Annotated in this window: 16 protein-coding genes; 7 read left to right on the top strand and 9 right to left on the bottom strand. The window is 40.4% G+C overall.

What is annotated here, in order from left to right; all coding sequences use genetic code 11:
• The first annotated feature begins 14 nt into the window (after positions 1-14).
• From J1899_RS21520 to J1899_RS21505, 4 genes are all read left to right on the top strand, one after another.
• Positions 15-785 carry an amino acid ABC transporter permease gene (locus tag J1899_RS21520; protein WP_214476626.1) on the top strand — a complete coding sequence of 257 codons (771 nt, stop codon included), beginning with the start codon at positions 15-17 and terminating at the stop codon, positions 783-785.
• Between the two features lie 26 nt (positions 786-811).
• Positions 812-1,552, top strand: coding sequence for an amino acid ABC transporter ATP-binding protein (locus J1899_RS21515; protein WP_066442124.1), 741 nt, complete (start codon positions 812-814; stop codon positions 1,550-1,552).
• Positions 1,553-1,948: 396 nt separating this feature from the next.
• The gene (locus J1899_RS21510) at positions 1,949-3,235 is read left to right on the top strand and encodes an IS110 family RNA-guided transposase (protein ID WP_214476624.1); all 1,287 of its coding nucleotides are present in this window, start codon (positions 1,949-1,951) and stop codon (positions 3,233-3,235) included.
• A 702-nt stretch (positions 3,236-3,937) separates the two neighbouring features.
• Positions 3,938-4,558, top strand: a complete 621-nt coding sequence (locus tag J1899_RS21505) for a nitroreductase family protein (RefSeq protein ID WP_214476622.1) — start codon at positions 3,938-3,940, stop codon at positions 4,556-4,558.
• Between the two features lie 39 nt (positions 4,559-4,597).
• On the opposite strand, the gene J1899_RS21500 is transcribed toward J1899_RS21505, so the two are convergent.
• Positions 4,598-6,061, bottom strand: a complete 1,464-nt coding sequence (locus J1899_RS21500; RefSeq protein WP_214476620.1) for a M20 family peptidase — start codon at positions 6,059-6,061, stop codon at positions 4,598-4,600.
• A 223-nt stretch (positions 6,062-6,284) separates the two neighbouring features.
• Here J1899_RS21500 and J1899_RS21495 point away from each other — a divergent pair, with 223 nt between their 5' ends.
• Together J1899_RS21495 and J1899_RS21490 are read left to right on the top strand one after the other, a co-directional pair.
• Positions 6,285-7,289, top strand: a complete 1,005-nt coding sequence (locus tag J1899_RS21495) for an asparaginase (RefSeq protein WP_214476617.1) — start codon at positions 6,285-6,287, stop codon at positions 7,287-7,289.
• Positions 7,290-7,294: 5 nt separating this feature from the next.
• Positions 7,295-7,990 (top strand): copper homeostasis protein CutC, encoded by a 696-nt coding sequence (locus J1899_RS21490; protein WP_214476615.1) that lies wholly within the window; start codon positions 7,295-7,297, stop codon positions 7,988-7,990.
• 69 nt (positions 7,991-8,059) lie between these two features.
• Here the strand turns inward: J1899_RS21490 and J1899_RS21485 are convergent, their stop codons facing one another.
• The 6 genes from J1899_RS21485 to J1899_RS21460 form a co-directional block, all read right to left on the bottom strand.
• Positions 8,060-9,250, bottom strand: coding sequence for an MFS transporter (locus tag J1899_RS21485; protein ID WP_214476613.1), 1,191 nt, complete (start codon positions 9,248-9,250; stop codon positions 8,060-8,062).
• Between the two features lie 17 nt (positions 9,251-9,267).
• Positions 9,268-9,846: a TetR/AcrR family transcriptional regulator gene (locus J1899_RS21480; protein WP_214476611.1), complete on the bottom strand. Its 579-nt coding sequence runs from the start codon at positions 9,844-9,846 to the stop codon at positions 9,268-9,270.
• 215 nt (positions 9,847-10,061) lie between these two features.
• A complete protein-coding gene (locus tag J1899_RS21475; RefSeq protein ID WP_214476609.1) occupies positions 10,062-12,008 on the bottom strand; it encodes an FtsX-like permease family protein in 1,947 nt (648 codons plus the stop codon).
• Positions 11,998-12,759, bottom strand: a complete 762-nt coding sequence (locus tag J1899_RS21470) for an ABC transporter ATP-binding protein (RefSeq protein WP_214476606.1) — start codon at positions 12,757-12,759, stop codon at positions 11,998-12,000. The genes J1899_RS21475 and J1899_RS21470 overlap by 11 nt, the downstream gene beginning before the upstream one ends.
• A 134-nt stretch (positions 12,760-12,893) precedes the next feature.
• Positions 12,894-13,901: a sensor histidine kinase gene (locus J1899_RS21465; protein WP_214478973.1), complete on the bottom strand. Its 1,008-nt coding sequence runs from the start codon at positions 13,899-13,901 to the stop codon at positions 12,894-12,896.
• Complete coding sequence (locus J1899_RS21460) at positions 13,901-14,590, bottom strand: response regulator transcription factor (RefSeq protein WP_214476604.1); 690 nt, start codon at positions 14,588-14,590, stop codon at positions 13,901-13,903. Before J1899_RS21460 ends, J1899_RS21465 begins: the two co-directional genes overlap by 1 nt.
• A 206-nt stretch (positions 14,591-14,796) precedes the next feature.
• Between J1899_RS21460 and J1899_RS21455 the strand changes: the two genes are divergently transcribed.
• Complete coding sequence (locus J1899_RS21455) at positions 14,797-15,777, top strand: DUF3231 family protein (protein ID WP_214476602.1); 981 nt, start codon at positions 14,797-14,799, stop codon at positions 15,775-15,777.
• Positions 15,778-15,862: 85 nt separating this feature from the next.
• Here the strand turns inward: J1899_RS21455 and J1899_RS21450 are convergent, their stop codons facing one another.
• Positions 15,863-17,068 (bottom strand): NAD(P)/FAD-dependent oxidoreductase, encoded by a 1,206-nt coding sequence (locus tag J1899_RS21450; RefSeq protein WP_214476600.1) that lies wholly within the window; start codon positions 17,066-17,068, stop codon positions 15,863-15,865.
• A gap of 183 nt (positions 17,069-17,251) precedes the next feature.
• Complete coding sequence (locus J1899_RS21445) at positions 17,252-18,430, bottom strand: MFS transporter (protein WP_066451274.1); 1,179 nt, start codon at positions 18,428-18,430, stop codon at positions 17,252-17,254.
• Between the last annotated feature and the right edge of the window lie 50 nt (positions 18,431-18,480).

Here is an 18,480-nt window from a genome sequence, read left to right as displayed (position 1 = left end):
AAAGGAGGATCACCATGAGTCTCGATTGGATGATACAAATCATACAGTCAAACTGGCCGATGTTTTTGCGCGGAGCTGGTTGGACATTAGTCATCGCTTTAACAGGAACAATTATTGGATCGCTCATTGGTTTGCTGGCAGGTGTAGTTCGAACAATACCTGCTCCTGAAAAAGGAATAAAAAAGAATCTGCTTAAACTGATCAATGCCATTTTAACCATTTATATCGAATTTTTCCGCGGCACGCCAATGATTGTACAGGCAATGGTCATTTTTTATGGATCTGCACTTGCCTTTAATTTTCATATGAACCCGATTATTGCAGGTATCGTGGTAGTAGGGATTAATACAGGTGCTTATATGGCTGAAATCGTGCGTGGAGGCATCATCTCGGTTGATAAAGGCCAATATGAAGCGGCACAGGCGATCGGCATGAATCATGTGCAGACCATGATTCATGTAGTTATGCCGCAAGTAATCCGCAATATTTTGCCGGCAACAGGGAACCAATTCATTATTAATATTAAAGACACGGCTGTATTAAGTGTTATTTCTGTGACAGAATTATTTTTCCAGACGAAAACGGTGGCGGGCAATAATTTCCGCTATTTTGAATCATTCTTTGTCGCGTGTATTATTTACTTTATTATGACATTTGCGATTACTCTCATCCTGCGCTACTTCGAACGCAAACTCGAGGGGCCGGATAACTACACTGTGATCGGCAATAACTTGCATATTGAAACAGCAGAAGATATGAAAAAGAAAGCCAATAAAGGGATGTAATTTTTTGACTGAGAGGAGGAACATATATGGAAACAATCATTGAAATCCAGCGCTTAAGCAAATCATTTGGTTCGCATGAGGTTTTAAAGGATATTCATTTTTCTGTGGAAAAAGGTGAAGTTGTTACAATTATCGGCTCTTCAGGCTCGGGGAAATCAACACTGTTGCGCTGTGTAAACTTACTTGAAAAACCAAGCGGCGGCCAGATTATTTATAATGGAGAAAATATTTTGGACGACCGTCATGATATCCACCAATACCGCCGAAAGCTGGGGATGGTGTTTCAGCAATTTAACTTGTTCAATAATCATGATGTATTAAATAACTGTATGGTCGGACAAATAAAAGTATTAAAGCGTTCAAAGGAAGAAGCGGAACAAATTGCACGCAAATACTTGCGGGTTGTAGGGATGGAAAATTACATTAATGCTAAGCCTCGCCATTTATCAGGCGGTCAAAAGCAGCGTGTTGCTATCGCTCGTGCCCTTTCAATGGAACCCGATGTAATGCTTTTCGATGAACCGACTTCTGCGTTAGATCCAGAAATGGTTGGCGAAGTATTAAAAATTATGAAAGAGCTCGCTGGAACAGGCTTAACCATGTTAATCGTTACACATGAAATGGAATTTGCGAGAGAAGTCTCTGACCGTGTTGTATTTATGGACAAAGGCGTCATTGCGGAAGAAGGACCTCCAGAAAAAATCTTTAACAATCCTGACCAGGAGCGTACAAGAGAGTTCTTAAAACGGACATTGAAGACTGTATAAGATGTTGGAAGAAACATACTAAGAATAGTGGGCAAGGTCATTGGCGGATGGCTTTACCTACTATTTTTTTTGAGATATAGGGTGGCTGGGACACAATCTAGCACGATCATAGCAGCGAATGGTTAGAAAGTGAATTCTTCTAATCATATGTTGTTTTATTTTTTTATTTGTCATATATCATCAACATGAGTGAAATGGAGCGGAAGACCCTCGACTCCTGTGGGCAATAGAGGAAAAGGTGAGACCCCACAGGAGCTTGCTCCGAGGAGCATTCCTGTAATAAAGTAATTTGACTATAATTCGAAGTTTAAGCGATGTGCAAAAAAAAAGTCCCCTTGGTACGATAGAGAGTGTCATGCATGACCTCGAATTAAGTACCGAAGGGAGACTTCTATTATGGATATTACACAAAATGAACGAATTAAGCAAATTAATGAACACACACTGATTATCGGTGTCGATATTGCAAAGTACAGACATGTTGCCCGGGTGATTGATGATCGGGGAATTGAGTTATCCAAACGGCTTATTTTCTGGAACTGTTTAGCGGGATTCAAGCTATTATTTGAGTGGGCAAAAGAATTAAGCGAAAAAACAGGCCGTCCCAATGTGATTATTGGCATGGAGCCGACCGGCCATTATTGGATTCCCTTAGCTTATTTCTTGAAATCACAAGGGATAAAGGTGGTTCTAGTCAATCCAATGAAGGTCAAAAAGTCAAAGGAATTAGATGATGATTCCCCTACCAAGAATGACACCAAGGATGCAAAAGTCATTGCTCAACTCATTCGTGCCGGGCGCTACCATGAGCCCACTTTACCTGAAGGGGTATATGCAGAGCTGCGTGAAGGCGTAAAACTATTTGACATTATTCAGGAAGATCTTTCATCCATTAAAGCACAAATGCATAATGTACTAGATCGATATTTCCCTGAATTCTTGACCGTTTTCAAAAAATGGGATGGGAAAACGGCAGTATACCTCTTGAAATGTGGCTACTTGCCGAAAGATATTTGTCAAAAGACAGAAGATGAACTACTCCAAGAACTAAAGACGTCAGTGTACAAGAATATTAGTATCACGCTAATACGAAAGTTAAAACAAGCAGCTGCCTCGAGTATTGGAATGACCGTAGGTCTCCGTATGGCTCGTGAAGAAATTCTCTATCTTGTAGGCCAATATCAACGGTTAGAAGAACGTCTTGAAGCTCTTAAGACGCAGCTAGAAGAGCTTGTATTGAGCGTTCCAGGAGCGGAGCGCATGATTGCCATAAAAGGTGTTGGGGCAATGACAGTTGTTGGTTTTTTTGCCGAGGTTGGTGACCTTTCAAACTATAGAGATCCACGCCAAATTATTAAATTAGCGGGACTCAATTTGAAGATGAACCAATCCGGTAAACACAAAGGGAAGACAACGATTACAAAGCGGGGACGGCGAAGATTACGTTCCATACTGTATCAAGTTGCCCGTCCCCTGGCTTGCCATAATAAAGCCTTCAATGCCCTTCATAATCACTACAAAAATAGGACAAAGAATCCCTTAAAGGGCAAACAATCTTATGTTGCTTTAGGCCGAAAACTAATCAAAATATTGTTTATGATTGGAACACGTGAGAGTTCGTTCAGTGAAGAACGCATGCTTCGAGATATCCCATATTTTACGAATAACCAGGTAGCTGCTTAACCAATAGACAAGTGATATTGTTTTGTACTTTTTCTTAATTATGACAAATGAAGCATGGATTAGCCGGTCAACATTCCGAGCATTAGGGCAAAGACCCCCCCGAGGAGCATATCCGGCATCCACACATGGTCAGGTCGAACGAAGGAATTTGCGCGCATAGACGCTGAGAGAAATGGGAGGGTCCACCACCATGTCGTAAGTGGAGATCCATAGGTGCGATTATATGATCACTACCTAAAACTGGAAAACGCCTCCTCCGGTCTATATAAACTCAAATTTATATTCCATTTTTTAAAAAACGTGGATATATTTGTTTGAATGTGCTATATCCATTCTTTTAGACACTAGAGAAAAATGAAGAAAAACAAAGCAATTTTAAGAAACTTGCCAATTTCATGAGGGAGGCTCAGCTTCCTCCCCACGGAAAGCGAGGGTCTGCAGCGCAATGGAACGGACTTGTAAAAATTCACAAACCATTCCAAAGTTTCCTATCAAACTTATTGAATTTCCTATCAAAATCAGCAAGTTTCCTATCAATTTCCTCATTGAGCACTTTTTTTGACCACTATAGGGAAAGAATATATATTGGATTTAATAACCATTGACCTATCAAGGATCAAAATTACACACTGTTTGAAGATGCTTGCGGAGTTATAAAACAACGTTCACAGCCTGAAAATTAAACATAAGGAGAGAACTTATATGAACCATTTTATGGATGTTTTAAAAGGCAGAAGATCAATTCGAAAATATGATCCTGAGGTAAAAATCAGCCGGGAAGAGATGGAGGAAATTTTAACGGAAGCAAGCTTAGCTCCTTCATCTCTTAATTTGCAGCCTTGGCGCTTTCTTGTAATTGAAAGCCCTGAAGCAAAGGCAAAACTTGCGCCGCTTGCTAAATTTAATCAATCACAAGTGCAAACATCATCTGCGGTGATTGCGGTATTTGCCGATCTGCAGAGTCATACGTATGCAGAAGAAATTTTCACAAAATCAGTTGAACTTGGCATTATGCCTGAGGAAGTAAAAGAGCGCCAAATTCAATCAATCTCAAAAATTTATTCCACATTGCCAGAGCAAATCAATAAAGAGCTTACGCTTGTTGATAGCGGTCTGGTATCGATGCAGCTTATGCTTGCAGCAAAGGCGCATGGGTATGACACGAACCCAATCGGCGGCTTTGAAAAGGATCAAATTGCTGAAGCGTTTGATATGGATAAAGACAGATATGTACCAATTATGCTCATTTCAATTGGTAAAGCAGATGAAGAGGGATACCAATCTTACCGTCTGCCTGTCAATACAATTGCACAATGGAAATAAGAAAATGCCCAAGAATGATCAGACATTCTTGGGCACTTTTTATTTTCGATCACTTTCCTTCATAACCTCCATATAAAAAGCAATCGCATTCAAATAATTATCAATGCTGACATGTTCATTTGTGCCATGCATCCTTGTTAAATCTTCTGAGGTGATGAGAACGGGCAGAAAACGATACGTATTATCAGCGATACGGTCATAATGCTTTGCGTCTGATCCGGCAAACATTAAGTATGGAACCATAACAGCATCGCTGTAGACATTGCGGGCAGCCTGCTGAATGGTTTGGAACTGCCAGCTGTCTGTCGAGGATACACTTGTTGCCTCGCTCCCAGTTACAGACACAGAGATTTCATCGTCATCAATGGTTTCTTCAATAAACTTTTTCACATTCTCAAGCGATTCGCCTGGCATGACACGAAGATTAATAATGGCCGTCGCCTGTTCAGGCAGCGCATTATATTGCTCACCAGCCTGGAAGACGGTTGGTGCAATGGTTGTTCGAATTAAGGCGGCAGTAGCTGGCTGTTTTAGTAAAATCGATTCAATAATCGGTTCAAAAATAAACTTATTTGCAAACACATATCGCATGCCGAAACTCATTTCTGGTGCGGCAAATTCAAATAAGGTTTCACCTGGACCGCGCAGATCTGCTTTAAATTGAGTATTCTCAAGCTTTGCAATCGCACTGGCGACTCGGCCGATATTGGTATGATCCTTTGGCTGAGAAGAGTGCCCTCCGCTTCCGGAAATGGTCAGTTCAGCAGTAGCCGACCCTTTTTCTGACACACCTACCACACCAACAGGCTGTTCAACGCCAGGAACCATATTTTCCACGATCGCTCCGCCTTCATCAAGAACAAAATCAAATGTCACTCCCCGTTCTTCAAGCAGATCGACAATCGCAGCCGCTCCTTCATCTCCACCTATTTCTTCATCAAAACCAAACATAAAATACACATCTCTTTTCGGTGCATAGCCCTCCTCTAAAAGATGTTCTGCAGCTTCAAGAATTCCAATTACCCCAATTTTATCGTCCAAGGTGCCGCGTCCCCAAATTTCTCCGTCGGTAACAGTGCCGCTAAATGGACCTTGCTCCCAGTTTGCTTCGGTTCCTTCAAGAACAGGGACCACATCATAATGACTGGTTAAACCAATTGGTTTTTTGCCGGATTCGCTTCCAGACCATTTGTAAATTAGCGCATAATCGTTTACTTTCTCTACCTCAAGCTGCTGATGAACAGCCGGATATGTGTCTTCTAAAAATTCAATAAAGCGCTCAAACTCTGGATAATCAAAGGCAGTTCGATCCTGATAGGAAATGGTTTTGAAGGTAAGCGCTTCCGAAAAATGACGTATAGCTTTGTCTTCATCAAGCGTTACTTCAGCCTTATTTGGTTCAGGCTGCCTTGACTCTGTCATAAAGGTACGTGTTACTGTAACAATGGCGAATATAAGCAAAAAGACACCAACTATTAATAAAATCATTTTCCATCTCCCCATACAAAACCCCCGAAACTCTTTTTATATTATTTTATACTATTTTTATAATATTTAGAATTTTATTCTGTATTTTTGACATAACTTCTTTCTAGGTTGTTCGAACAACTTATAGTTTGACAACAGTTCGTTTACACTAAGTAATAAATGCTTGAAAAAGCTATTTAGAAAATATATCGGGCAATATAGTATGATAGGTAATAAACAGCAGAAATGGGGAATCTTCATGCATCATGCCATCATTGAAGAAAGAAGAAATGGAAGTGTTGAAAATGTCCATTTTGGGATTATTGCAGGTGTGAACGACAAGAAAGAAACAGTCCGCCAATTTGGAGATATCAAGCAGGATGTTTTCTTTCGATCAGCGGCTAAACCGATTCAAGCACTGCCTTTATTGCTAACAGATATCGTTGAAAAATATGGAGTAACGGATGAAGAGGCCGCGCTGTTTGGCGCTTCTCAGCGCGGAGAGCATTACCATATTGCAGCACTGGAGTCATTGCTGAATAAATTGCCTGTTCGTGAAGAAGAACTGCTCTGTCCCCCGTCCTATCCATTAAATAAGGGACCTTATGAGGAAATGCTTCGAGAAGGCAAAGAAAAACGGCGTCTCTATCATAATTGTGCAGGCAAGCATATCGGCTTTGCCGCTGTCTGCAGGGAATTAGGATATGAGGTAAGCGGCTATTGGAGACAGGAGCACCCGCTGCAGAAGCAAATCAATGACATTTTTTCTGAGCTGTCAGAAGTTCCACTTGACCTAATCAAGGCAGGGACGGATGGCTGTGGTGTTCCTGTATTGGCAATCCCTCTGGAAAATATGGCTTTAACTTACTTAAAACTGGCATGTCCAGATATGATTAAAGATTCCGCATTAAGATCAGCTGTTCAAAAGCTTGGAGCAATCATGAACAAGGAGCCAAATATCATTGCTTCTCATCATTTTATTTGCTCTATTCTGCTTCGGGACGATAATATCTTTGCTAAAGGGGGAGCGCAGGGTGTATACTGCTTTGGGTTAAGAAAAGAGCGCCTTGGCTTTGCTTTAAAGGTGATCAATGGATCCGAAGAAGTGTGGCCAAATATTGTTGCTTCTATCTTAGAGCAGATTGACTATAGCAATAAAGAAACCATTCGGAATTTAAGGGCACTTAAGCCCAATTCAGTGAAAAATGATTCAGGCCATGAAGTAGGCACGATCCATGAAGTTTTTCAATTAAAGGAGTTATAAAACATATGTTGATAGAAGTTATTGCGGATACGCTAAACGATGCAATACTAGCAGAAAAAGCAGGAGCAGATCGAATTGAGTTAATTACAGCTGTTGGAGAAGGCGGGCTTACCCCGAGCTATGGCTTGATTGAGGCGGTTTGCCATGCTGTTTCGATTCCTGTCAGCGTGATGATCCGCCCGCATAACAGGAGTTTTACATACACACAGCAGGATGTAGCAATCATGAAATCAGACATTAAAGCATGCAGAGATATTGGGGCAGCGGGAATTGTGATCGGAGCAATAACTGCAGAGAATAAAGTCGATGAAGAGGCTCTTTCTGTTCTGCTGGAAGATACAGAAGGCCTGGATGTTACGTATCATCGTGCTTTTGATCAAGTAGAGAATCAATTGGAAGCATTAGAAGTGTTAAAGTCTTACAAACAGATATCCCGTATTTTAACATCTGGAGGAGCAGAAAAAGCTCCACAGGCAAAAGAACAGCTGCAAGAGCTGATAAATTCCTGTGAAGGCAGCCATTTGACGATTATGCCGGGATCAGGCATAACACCAGAGAATATCGAGGCATTTTTACAAGATGTTTCACCTTATGAAATTCATGTTGGCTCAGGTGTACGGAAAAATAGAAGCCTATTGCATGAAATCGATGTGGAACTGCTTCAAACATTTAAGGAGCTCTGTAAAAGAGCAGGTGCCTAAAAATAAAGGCATAGCGGTATGTTCCGCTATGCCTTTTGTTATATTCCTTTAAATCTATTTAGCGCTGTGTTATTTCGCTAAACTCTCAGAGAACTGCTTTTCCTTCCAGATGACCGTAATGAGAAGTCCAACTACGATTACCACACCTGAGAAGAGATAAGGGTAATGAATATTCACATCGAATAGAATACCGCCAATAGCTGGACCCACAATATTGCCGAGACTCGTATATGTTGAGTTCATGCCGGCCACAAAGCCCTGCTCCTCTCCAGCTGCTTTAGACAGGAATGTCGTTAACGCTGGACGCAAGAGATCGAAAGCAAGAAAAACGAAGCATGTGACAGCTAAAACAGCAAAATAGCCTGAGATAACGGTTGATAAAAATGCAGAAATAGCACCAACGATCAAGCAAAGCTGAATGAGCTTCTTTTCCCCAAGCAGATCGATCAATTTCCCAAACAAAAATAACTGAAAGATAACACCAAAGATGGAACTGATCGTAATAATACCCGCAATGTCTTTTGGTGTGAATCCAAATTTATGATCTGAGAATAAGCTGAAAACTGTTTCATAGGCAGATAAGCCAAATGCAAGTACAAATACAATTAAAAAGGCAATAAAGTATAATGGCCGAATTGATTTTTTAAGATCATAGAAGAAATTAGATTGTGCCTGATTGTTTGCTAATTCAGCAAGCTTCTCCTTAGAAAGCGGCTCTTTTAATATAAAGGCCGATAGAATACAGGCTGCAAAAGCAATGCCAGCTGCAAAAAAGAATGGAAGCCGTACACCATATTCGCCTATAAACCCGCCGATTCCAGGGCCAATAATAAATCCAGTGCTAATAGCCGCAGAGACATATCCCATAGCCTTAGGACGGTCTTTCAGGGACGTGATGTCTGCTACATATGCAGTAACACCTGGCATTATAAAGGCTGCACTAAACCCTCCTAATATTCTGGAGAGATAAAGGACAGGCACACTTTTGCCTAAACCGAAGATAAGTTCAGATACCCCAAATAAGAAGAGTCCAAGAATAATGATTTTTTTCCGCCCAAACCGGTCGACCCAGCGCCCGGCGAACGGTGACATCACAAGCTGGGCAACGGCAAACATGGCGACCAGATAGCCCATCGTCGCGCCTGACAAATGCATGATATTCATAAATGACGGCATGACAGGAATAATGAGTCCAATCCCTAAAAAAGCAATGAAAACATTACTAAGAAGGATGACTAATACTGCTTTTTGATTTTTCATAATGAACACCTCTTTTTCTACGATGAAATTCCTCTCCAAAAGATGGACCAGGATGCTTCCAGCTTTTTATATAATCTTTTTTCATCATTTACATATACAAGTTCTAGAAGAATTGAATCGACGACCCCAATAAAGGCGAGAGCAGGTATGGAAGGATCACTATTGTGAATCAGCCCTTTTTCAATCCATTCACTAAATCGTTTTTCAATGACCACTTGCATTTGATCTTCCAAGTCCACAACTTCTTCTGTGATGGCTTCAGCCAAGTGTGCGGGCGGAAAAAAGGACATACGCAGCCAAAACTTCAGATGCTCATTCTTCTGAAACAGATCAATGACAAGCTGAAGATAACCATATAAAGATTGTTCTGGAGCTTCATCCAATGTTGATTGAAAATAAGTTAACTTTGAAGAAAGTTCCGTATCCTTTGCATCGCGCAGCACTTGAAGAAACAAATCATCTTTCCCTTTAAAATGTCCATAAATAGATTGCTTCTTAATGCCAACTTCATCTGCTATTTGTGAAAGAGAAGCCCCTTCATATCCATGAATGGTAAAGAACTTCAAAGCAGCTTCCTTAATTTCCGTACTTTTCAATTCAATCACCTCGAATCTAACGAACGTTCGTCAGTTATCTTACCAAATACTCTGCAAAGAAGCAAGACGGATAGACGATTTTTTCGGTTCCAGCTCATTAACCATAAAGAACATTCTGTCTATAGGAACTCAAAAGGCAGCATACCATTAGGAAGTTGTAATACAAAAAAACAGCTGTCTATTTCAACTAGAGAAATAGGCAGCTGGTATTTAGATTAAAGTGCTTCCCGAATCACACGCTTATAATACAATAGGGAAAGCACCCCAAAGATTGAATACAATCCAGTATAAACGACCATAACAATCAGCATTGGTGTCCACAGCTCGTTACCGAAAAAGAACCAGCCCGATTGCACGGCAAAATAACTATGAGAGAGACCTAGCACAAGCGGAATTCCAAAGCTGAATAATTGCTTTGCTTGTATGCCGCGCAGCAGATCCCATTGCGTAAATCCGAGCTTGCGCAAAATGACATAACTTGGCTTTTCCTCTTCACTTTCGTCCATCTGTTTAAAATATAGGATACATCCAGAAGTAATCAGGAAGGTTAGTCCTAAGAAGCCAACGATAAACATCGCAAGACCCATCACAAGCTTTTGTGAAGCACTGCTGTTCATCCTGGACATATTCATGCCCTCAGCATCAGCGAATAGGTCATTAAAAACTTCATTCGCAAGCTCATATTGTGCTTCTTCCTTAATATTCATCCCAATATAAGCAGATGTTTCATACTGTATTTCAGGATCCAGATCATTCTGCAGCTGTGTAAAAACACCTTCATCTACAATCGCGGCTGGGAATCCTCCGCCTGAAAAAAAGTAGGGAACAACCGATTGTTTCTCAAGTCCAATATAGCGCAGATCCATGGAAGAAGATTTTGAAAAAAGAGTAATGCTGCCATCGTCCTCGAAATTATAAAATCTGCCTAAAGCATCACTATATCCAGCAAATAATACTTCATCTGCTTGAACATCAACATCCTCCAATGCTTCATCACTGATAATTCCCATTGAGACATTAGCAGGGTCAAAGTTCATTTCTTCCAAGCTGGAGTCCATAATTTCACCTATATTTAATTTCGCCTGATACACTTCAATCTCTTTTTGGCTATAATCAATATTTTCTGCATCCAGTTCTGCTGTAAACGCTGCAGCAGCTTCTGAATCAGCCAATGTATACATATCTGGCTGACTGCTTGCTGCACCGTTATCCACCGAATAATACGAAATATAACTTAAGCTCAAGAGTCCAATTGCCAGGGCTGATACCGTTGTAATGATCGATAACAGCATCGCATTCGACCTCATGCGAAACATGATGGAGGATAGTGAAAGAACTTCATTAATATTTAAGTAACCATTTTTACTTTTCCGTATTAAATTAAAGATAAAGCTGACCGAGCCTTTAAAAAACAAATACGTGCCAATAATCACGGATGCCAGTATAAAGATCATCGCCATGAATAAACGATTCATATTGGTAAAATCACCGCTAAATAACTTAGAAGAAACATAATAGCCAGTTAAAATTAGGGTGATTCCGACAATTCCAATTAGAATTTCAAATATGGATAGCTTCCGGACACGAGTCTCTGTAGACGATGTCACCTTAAATAGAGATAAGATGCTTTGCCTTTTAATAAACAAATAGTTCATGAGCATGATCAGCAGATATATAACTGCAAATACAATAGCTGTTTGAAGAAGCGCCTCTGGTGAAAACCGCAGCTCTGCAAGCATATCAATATCAATAATTTTGAAAAGAATCATCAGTATCAGTTTTGAAAAAGCAAAGCCTGCTCCAATACCGATTATGACGGATGCAGAATACAGCAGGAAATTTTCCAAAGTCAAAATCCGAAATATTCTCCCTTTGGTCATCCCGATCAGTTGAAATAATCCAATTTCCTTGCTTCGTCTTTTGATGAAAAGATTATTTGCATAAATTAAGAAGATGGAAACAATAGCGACAAGCAGAACTGATGCAGCCCGCAGTGCCGCGCCGCCTTTTATGGATCCTGTCATTTCATCCATGGAAGGATCGTATTGCAGCGTCACAAAGGAAAAATAGAGAGCCGAGCTAAAAATAAGCGCAAACACATATAAATAATAATTTTTTAGGTTTTTCTTTAAGTTGCGAAAAATTAGCTGGTTAAGACTCATGCTGGACGCCTCCTAAAACGGCCTGTGTTTTCATAATATCCTTGAAAAATGCCTGTCTGTCCTGATCGCCCTTTGTCAGCTGTGTATAAATCTGCCCATCTTTTATGAAAATAACGCGCGAGCTGTAGCTTGCAGCGACAGGGTCATGTGTCACCATCGCAATGGTAGAACCGCGCTTCATATTTAACTCGCTCAATTTATTCAGCAGGTCTGAAGCTGATTTCGAATCAAGAGCACCAGTAGGCTCGTCAGCAAAAATAATGCTCGGTTCATGAATAAACGCACGTGCTGCAGAAGTACGCTGCTTTTGCCCGCCTGAAATTTCGTTCGGGTACTTATGCTCAATCTCACGGATGCCAAGCTCCGTTGCAAGGGAATGGAAAAGGGAATCAGCCGCTTTTCTTGATACCTTCGCAATCGAGAGCGGAAGCAGGATATTTTCCTTCACCGTTAAAGTATCGAGCAGGTTATAATCCTGAAAAATAAATCCCAAACTCTTTTTGCGAAATTCAGCAAGCTGTTTTTCCTTTAGAGATGTGATTTCTTTGCCCTCAATTTTGATGCTTCCAGTACTTACGTGATCAATAGAGGAAAGGACATTCAGCAATGTCGTTTTACCGGATCCGGATGCACCCATAATACTAAGGAATTCTCCTTTTCCAATGCTGACATCAATCCCTTTTAAAACCTCTTGTTTGTTAAATTTATTTCCATAGCTTTTATATATTTTTTGAGCCTCTAAAATTACCATATTGGATCCTTCCTTTCATTCTGTAAATTTGTCTTTATTATAAAATGTGGGAACATTCTTTTCCTTCGATTGGACGAACAAATGATAAAAGCATGTGACATTCTTGTCACATGCTTGAAACGTATATATATAGATTAATGCAATGCTTTCATATCTACAAAATCATTCTTTTTAGGAAAGGTTAAAGTAAGGGTAGTACCGCTGCCTCTAGCTGATGTTACATCAATATGAATGAGCAGGGAGTCTGCTGCTTTCTTCGCTAAATAGAGGCCCATTCCAGTTGCAGCGCTATTCTGATGCTGTTCAGTTGATGTGAAGCCTTTATCAAATATACGGGGGAGATCTTTTGCACTTATGCCTTTGCCAAAATCCTGCACTTGAAGGATATGCTGATCACCTTTTCTTTCGCTTCTTACAATAATATCCCCTTGTTCAGTATACTTAATTGCATTAGACAGGATTTGTCTAAGGATAAAGCCAAGCCATTTCGCATCCGTATATACCTCTTCTTCATGCAGATCAATGTGAAAGCCAAGCCCTTTTTGCATGCACCATGCCCGCAATGTTTGGATCTCTTCAAAAACAATCGGTTCTAACTCTGTTTTCTCGATATATAAATCATTCTGCATAAAAGGCAGCCGTTTCTTATGGAGCTGCTGATCAAGCAGCAAATGAACCCGCAGCCATTCATAAGTCATTTGCTTCTTCATCGTTTCATCATCCAGACGATCAATCATAAGCTTCAAGGCAGTTAACGGCGTTTTCACCTCGTGAATCCATGCTAATAAATCGTCCTTCTCTTGTTCAAGCAGGATAAAATTTTGAGCTGCCTCTCGCTTTAGCAGAGCCGTCTGCTCTGTGATGGTTTCCTCAACAAGCTTCTCAAATGGACTTTCAGCTTGGATAATGCCTGTAATATCGAGATTGTATTCTCTATCTGCAAGACTTCGGTAAAATTTTGTTTCTTTATGGTAACGAACAGTCAAAAAAATGGCGAACAGAAGGAATGACAGTAAGTGTATGTACAGCACAGAGCCAACAGGAATACTTGAATCAATAAAGACTATAAAAAGAATCAAAAACTGTGTTGCGAAAAAAAGAAGGATCCAGCTCAATCTTTCACGTAAATAGGTGCCAATCATCATGAAACTTCCTCTTCCAGCGCCACATAGCCTTGTCCGACCTTAGTCTCAATCTGCTTGCCTAAATCAATTTCATCAAGCTTTTTCCGCAAGCGATTTACATTGACAGTAAGTGTATTGTCACTGATAAATCGTTTATCGTCCCACAAGCTATTCATTAATGAATCTCGTGTAACAATTGAATTTTTCTTCTCAATCAGCAGTTTTAAAATAAAGATTTCATTCTTGGTGAGTTCAATCGTTCCATGTTCATTAGAAACTGTGTTTTTTTCAAAGTCAACAGCAGCTCCGCACCAGGTTTTAAACTCTGACTGATTTGAACTGTAATTGTAGACGCGTCTTAAAATAGCTTGAATTTTAGCAATGAGAACTTCAAAGTGAAATGGTTTCTGGACAAAATCATCTGCGCCAAGCTGCATGGACATCACCATATCAGTTGGGTGATCACGGGATGACAGAAAAATAATCGGTACATTTGAAACAGCACGAATCACTCTGCACCAGTGAAAACCGTCAAATTTAGGAAGCTGTATATCAATGATGACAAGATCAGGTTTTAATTGTGAAAATTCGTCTAAAACATTGCTGAAATCTTGTACACCATGAACAGTATAAGACCATTGACCAAGCCGTTCTTTTATCTCTGTGAACAAGGAAGTATCATCCTCAATCAGCAAAATAGAAAACATGATACGCACTCTCCTTTATGATGTTTATTCTAAAGGAAAAAGTTTCTAAATGACAAGCAGCAGCTAGGCAAGCGGGGGAATGATTTGCAAAGGAAAAAGCCAGCTGAAATTGAGGCTAAATACTTTCTCTTAGAGAGAATGATTTCTGCGGTCCATGTGAAAAATAGCATGGAATGATGAATTGTGAACTTCTTGGAGGGAAAAGGATGTCAAAGCAAACTGCAATCACTTCTTCTGAAATAGGCATACTCTGGATGACGTTTAAACAGAAGACCATGATTACCCGAATGATTGATTACTTTATTGAGCAAGCAGATGATGAAGAAGCAAAAGAAATTATGACAAGCCTTCAGGGTGAAATTAAGCCATATATACAACGGATCACTGATATTTTTAAAGACGAAGGAATGGCGGTTCCTCTAGGTTTTACAGAAGCAGATGTGAATAAAGAGGTGCCAAAGCTATACGATAATGGTTTTGACATTATGCTTGTGCGACTTCTTAAGCAAATAAGCATGGGCATGCACACCTTGAACATAACGATGGCATATCGGGAAGATATAATAAAGTTATTTAGAGAATTAACAGTCATCACACAGCGCTATTATGAGGTTTGTACAGCTTATTTATTGCAAAGAGGGCTATTAACGAAGTCTCCTAGTGTACCAATGCCATTAAAAGTAGACTTTGTTAAAGACAACAGCTATTTAGGCGGAATCAATCCTCTTGCTAATAAAAGATCTTTAAATACAGTAGAAGTTGCTCATATGTACCATGCGATTGAAGCAAATCTCTTTGGCATGACTCTCATTAAAGGGTTTGCACAATGTGCTTATGAACAAGAAGTTAAGGATTATTTTACTGAAGGCGGGAAAATAGCACAGGGGATTGTAGAAGACTTAAGTCAGCTGCTGGCAGCAAGTGATTTAAAGATTCCTGTACCCCCAGGGGGGAACATCACAAAGTCTACATTAGCACCTTTTTCAGATAAACTAATGATGTATTGTGTCAGTTTATTCTGCAGCTTTTCTTTAGGAGGCAATTCACTTGGCACAGCCTTTAGCTTAAGAAATGATATTGCGGGTACATTAGCTGGGATCATGAAAGATGTTTTTGAATATGCCCATAAAGGGGCAAAACTTATGATTAAGCACAGCTGGATGGAAGAACCGCCTCCAACAAAATAAATAGCAAAAGGGTTTTCTCAAAGTATTGTGTATGGAGAGCCCTTTTGCTTTTATCGAGATGCTGTATGGCAGCAGGAAAAAATTCTTAATTTCGATTTAACTGAACGATCTCAGCGTCCGGATTATGCTGGCCAGTTATTAAATCGCGCAGGATATGGGCTCCGAGCATACTGTATACTGTACCGTTTCCTCCATAGCCTAACAGGCAATAGGTCTGTTCTTTCTTTGGAATACGCCCGATAAAAGGAAGACCATCTGCAGACTCTCCAAAAACAGCTCCCCAGGAATAAGCAATCTCAATCGTTAACATAGGAAACAGAGACTGCACTTTTTCTTGCAGTTCTTTAGCATGATCTTCAATGGTGCGATCTTTTTTAGGCGCATTTGGTTTCTCTTCATCAAGCCCGCCAGCTATAATGCGTCCGTCTGCTGTTGTCCGCAAATACAGATACGGCCGTTTGGTTTCCCAAATCATTTCTCTGTCCTTCCAAGGTGATAAATCAGCAATTGGTTCAGTTGCTATGGCATAAGAACGGTTGATTTCAGGTTCTGTACCAGGAAATGCAAGTGATTTATTATAACCGGTTGCAAATATTAGGTGATTTGCTTTTAAAACCCCTAAAGACGTCACGAGTTCGATTTCATTATCCTTTTCTCTTGTTTCTGTTACCTCAATATTCTCAAATAAATCAACATTTTCCTTTTTACTCAGCTCTGCTAAAATGTCTCGGTTAAATTTAAAAGGATTCACTTCAGCATCGCCGTGCGTTCTAAGTGCGGCAGGTTTTGTGAAAGGGTATTGCTCCCTGATATCCTCTTCTGATAAGTATTCGACCTCAAAACCATTTTCGGAAAGAGCCTGATATTCTTTCTTCAGCAGCTCAATGTGAGATTCTTCGCTTGCATAATAAAAGCTGCTTCTATCCAGAAAATCAGCTTCTGATCCGATTTCCTCAGCGACCTTTCTCAGCTGATCCATTGCTTCCCGGCAAAGCTGATAGAATCTGACGGCCTTGTCTTTGCCAATCTGCTGTATTAATTCAGAAAGCATGATGTCATTCGAATACTGCAGCAAACCAGTATTAGCCATTGTGCTTCCTGTGCCCATTTTCTGCTTATCAACAATAGCAATTCTTAAATCTTCTTTTGCCAGTATGTAACCACTTAATGCTCCTGACATGCCTCCGCCGATAATAATGACATCATAATGACTTTTTGGCTGTTTTCCTGTTTTTACTTCTATATCTTCAGTGATTTCTTCCCAAAATAATTTACCGTTATGAAGCTCCATATAAAATCCTCCTAACCTTTAACTCTAGGTAAAGATGACAGTATTTTTCCCCGCATCATTGTTTTATTAAACCATGAGTGTTAAGATCCTAATCTTCAATACCAGTGCAATCATAAAAGAGCAGGAAAAAGGCTGACAAACGCTACTTATGCAGAAGCGTTTGTCAGCCGAGTTTCAATGTATCTATTTTATAGGGGAGCTGTGATTAATAGCTGTTCTTGACTTTCTTTTATAGACCTGGAATAGAATCAGCGCCAGCAGGGATAGTAGTATTCCTGAAATATAAGGAAGCCCAATCGCAAAGGCAAAAAGCCAGCCGCCGAGGGGAGGGCCAATAATACGTCCGAACGAATCAAAGGATGATAATAGCCCGGTCATACTTCCGTGACCAGAAACAGATTGCTTGGTCAGCAAAGAAGAGACGCTTGGCCGAATAAAGCCATTTCCAATTCCAAACACACTTAAAAATAAAGCAGCACTCCAAAAGCTGTCAGTCAGAAGAATAAGTCCAAAACCGATGGCTGAGACAACAATTCCAATTTGAATCGCAGCACCTTCACCCCATTTTTTCGTCAGCCTGCCAACGATTCCACCCTGGACAATGGCTCCTGCCAGTCCCATGATCATAAAGATATAGCCGAGCTGAACAGTGCCTAAGCCTGCCTTTTCAGCAGCAAAATAGGCAAAAGTCGCTTCAAGTCCTGATAGAGATAAGGAAACAAAGAGCTGCAGTAAAAACAGCATGGAGGTGGGTCCATTAAATGCCTGCCGAAGCGGAGCTCTTTTATTTGCAGAGCTTCTTTGATCAGGTGTGAGTGATTCTTTTAAAACCATCCATACGAAAAAGAATGTGATAAAGGAAGAAGCTCCGGCAATAAAGAATGGTATATGCAGGCTTTCGCTGGAAAACACACCGCCAATAGCAGGTCCAAACACAAACCCCATGCCAACGGCAGCTCCAACAATACCCATCCCTTTGCCGCGATCTTCTTCACTTGTAATATCTGCTACATATGCCATAACAGTTGGCATATTGGCACTGGAAAGAAAGCCGCCTAGCACACGCGCTGCAAAGAGCATCCATAGCTCCGTCGAGAGTGCCATCAAAAGAAAGGAAATACCTAAACCAAAAATCCCAATCATAATGACAGGTTTTCGGCCGATTTTATCTGAAATTCTTCCCCACATCGGTGCAAAAAGCAGCTGCATAAGGGAGTAAACAGCCATTAACAGTCCGAGTTGTGTTGGAGAAGCTCCAATCTCTTCTGCGTAAAAGGGCATAACCGGAATAATAATTCCAAAACCAACCATGACCAGAAACATCACGGCAAAAAGTACAGGCAAAGCTTTTTTGGTTTCCACTGATCCGTCACTCCAATTCACTGGCTGTATCTCCAGTGAGATCTAATATG

The organism is Cytobacillus gottheilii, assembly GCF_018582665.1.
Taxonomy (GTDB): Bacteria; Bacillota; Bacilli; order Bacillales; family Cytobacillaceae; genus Cytobacillus; species Cytobacillus gottheilii.
Note: the sequence above shows the minus strand (reverse complement) of the source record. Positions and strands in the feature narration are given on the sequence as shown.

Coding starts and splice junctions, on each gene's coding strand:
- J1899_RS21520 (WP_214476626.1), top strand. CDS start 15: ATGAGTCTCGATTGGATGATACAAATCATACAGTCAAACTGGCCGATG.
- J1899_RS21515 (WP_066442124.1), top strand. CDS start 812: ATGGAAACAATCATTGAAATCCAGCGCTTAAGCAAATCATTTGGTTCG.
- J1899_RS21510 (WP_214476624.1), top strand. CDS start 1,949: ATGGATATTACACAAAATGAACGAATTAAGCAAATTAATGAACACACA.
- J1899_RS21505 (WP_214476622.1), top strand. CDS start 3,938: ATGAACCATTTTATGGATGTTTTAAAAGGCAGAAGATCAATTCGAAAA.
- J1899_RS21500 (WP_214476620.1), bottom strand. CDS start 6,061: ATGGGGAGATGGAAAATGATTTTATTAATAGTTGGTGTCTTTTTGCTT.
- J1899_RS21495 (WP_214476617.1), top strand. CDS start 6,285: ATGCATCATGCCATCATTGAAGAAAGAAGAAATGGAAGTGTTGAAAAT.
- J1899_RS21490 (WP_214476615.1), top strand. CDS start 7,295: ATGTTGATAGAAGTTATTGCGGATACGCTAAACGATGCAATACTAGCA.
- J1899_RS21485 (WP_214476613.1), bottom strand. CDS start 9,250: ATGAAAAATCAAAAAGCAGTATTAGTCATCCTTCTTAGTAATGTTTTC.
- J1899_RS21475 (WP_214476609.1), bottom strand. CDS start 12,008: ATGAGTCTTAACCAGCTAATTTTTCGCAACTTAAAGAAAAACCTAAAA.
- J1899_RS21470 (WP_214476606.1), bottom strand. CDS start 12,759: ATGGTAATTTTAGAGGCTCAAAAAATATATAAAAGCTATGGAAATAAA.
- J1899_RS21465 (WP_214478973.1), bottom strand. CDS start 13,901: ATGATTGGCACCTATTTACGTGAAAGATTGAGCTGGATCCTTCTTTTT.
- J1899_RS21460 (WP_214476604.1), bottom strand. CDS start 14,590: ATGTTTTCTATTTTGCTGATTGAGGATGATACTTCCTTGTTCACAGAG.
- J1899_RS21455 (WP_214476602.1), top strand. CDS start 14,797: ATGTCAAAGCAAACTGCAATCACTTCTTCTGAAATAGGCATACTCTGG.
- J1899_RS21450 (WP_214476600.1), bottom strand. CDS start 17,068: ATGGAGCTTCATAACGGTAAATTATTTTGGGAAGAAATCACTGAAGAT.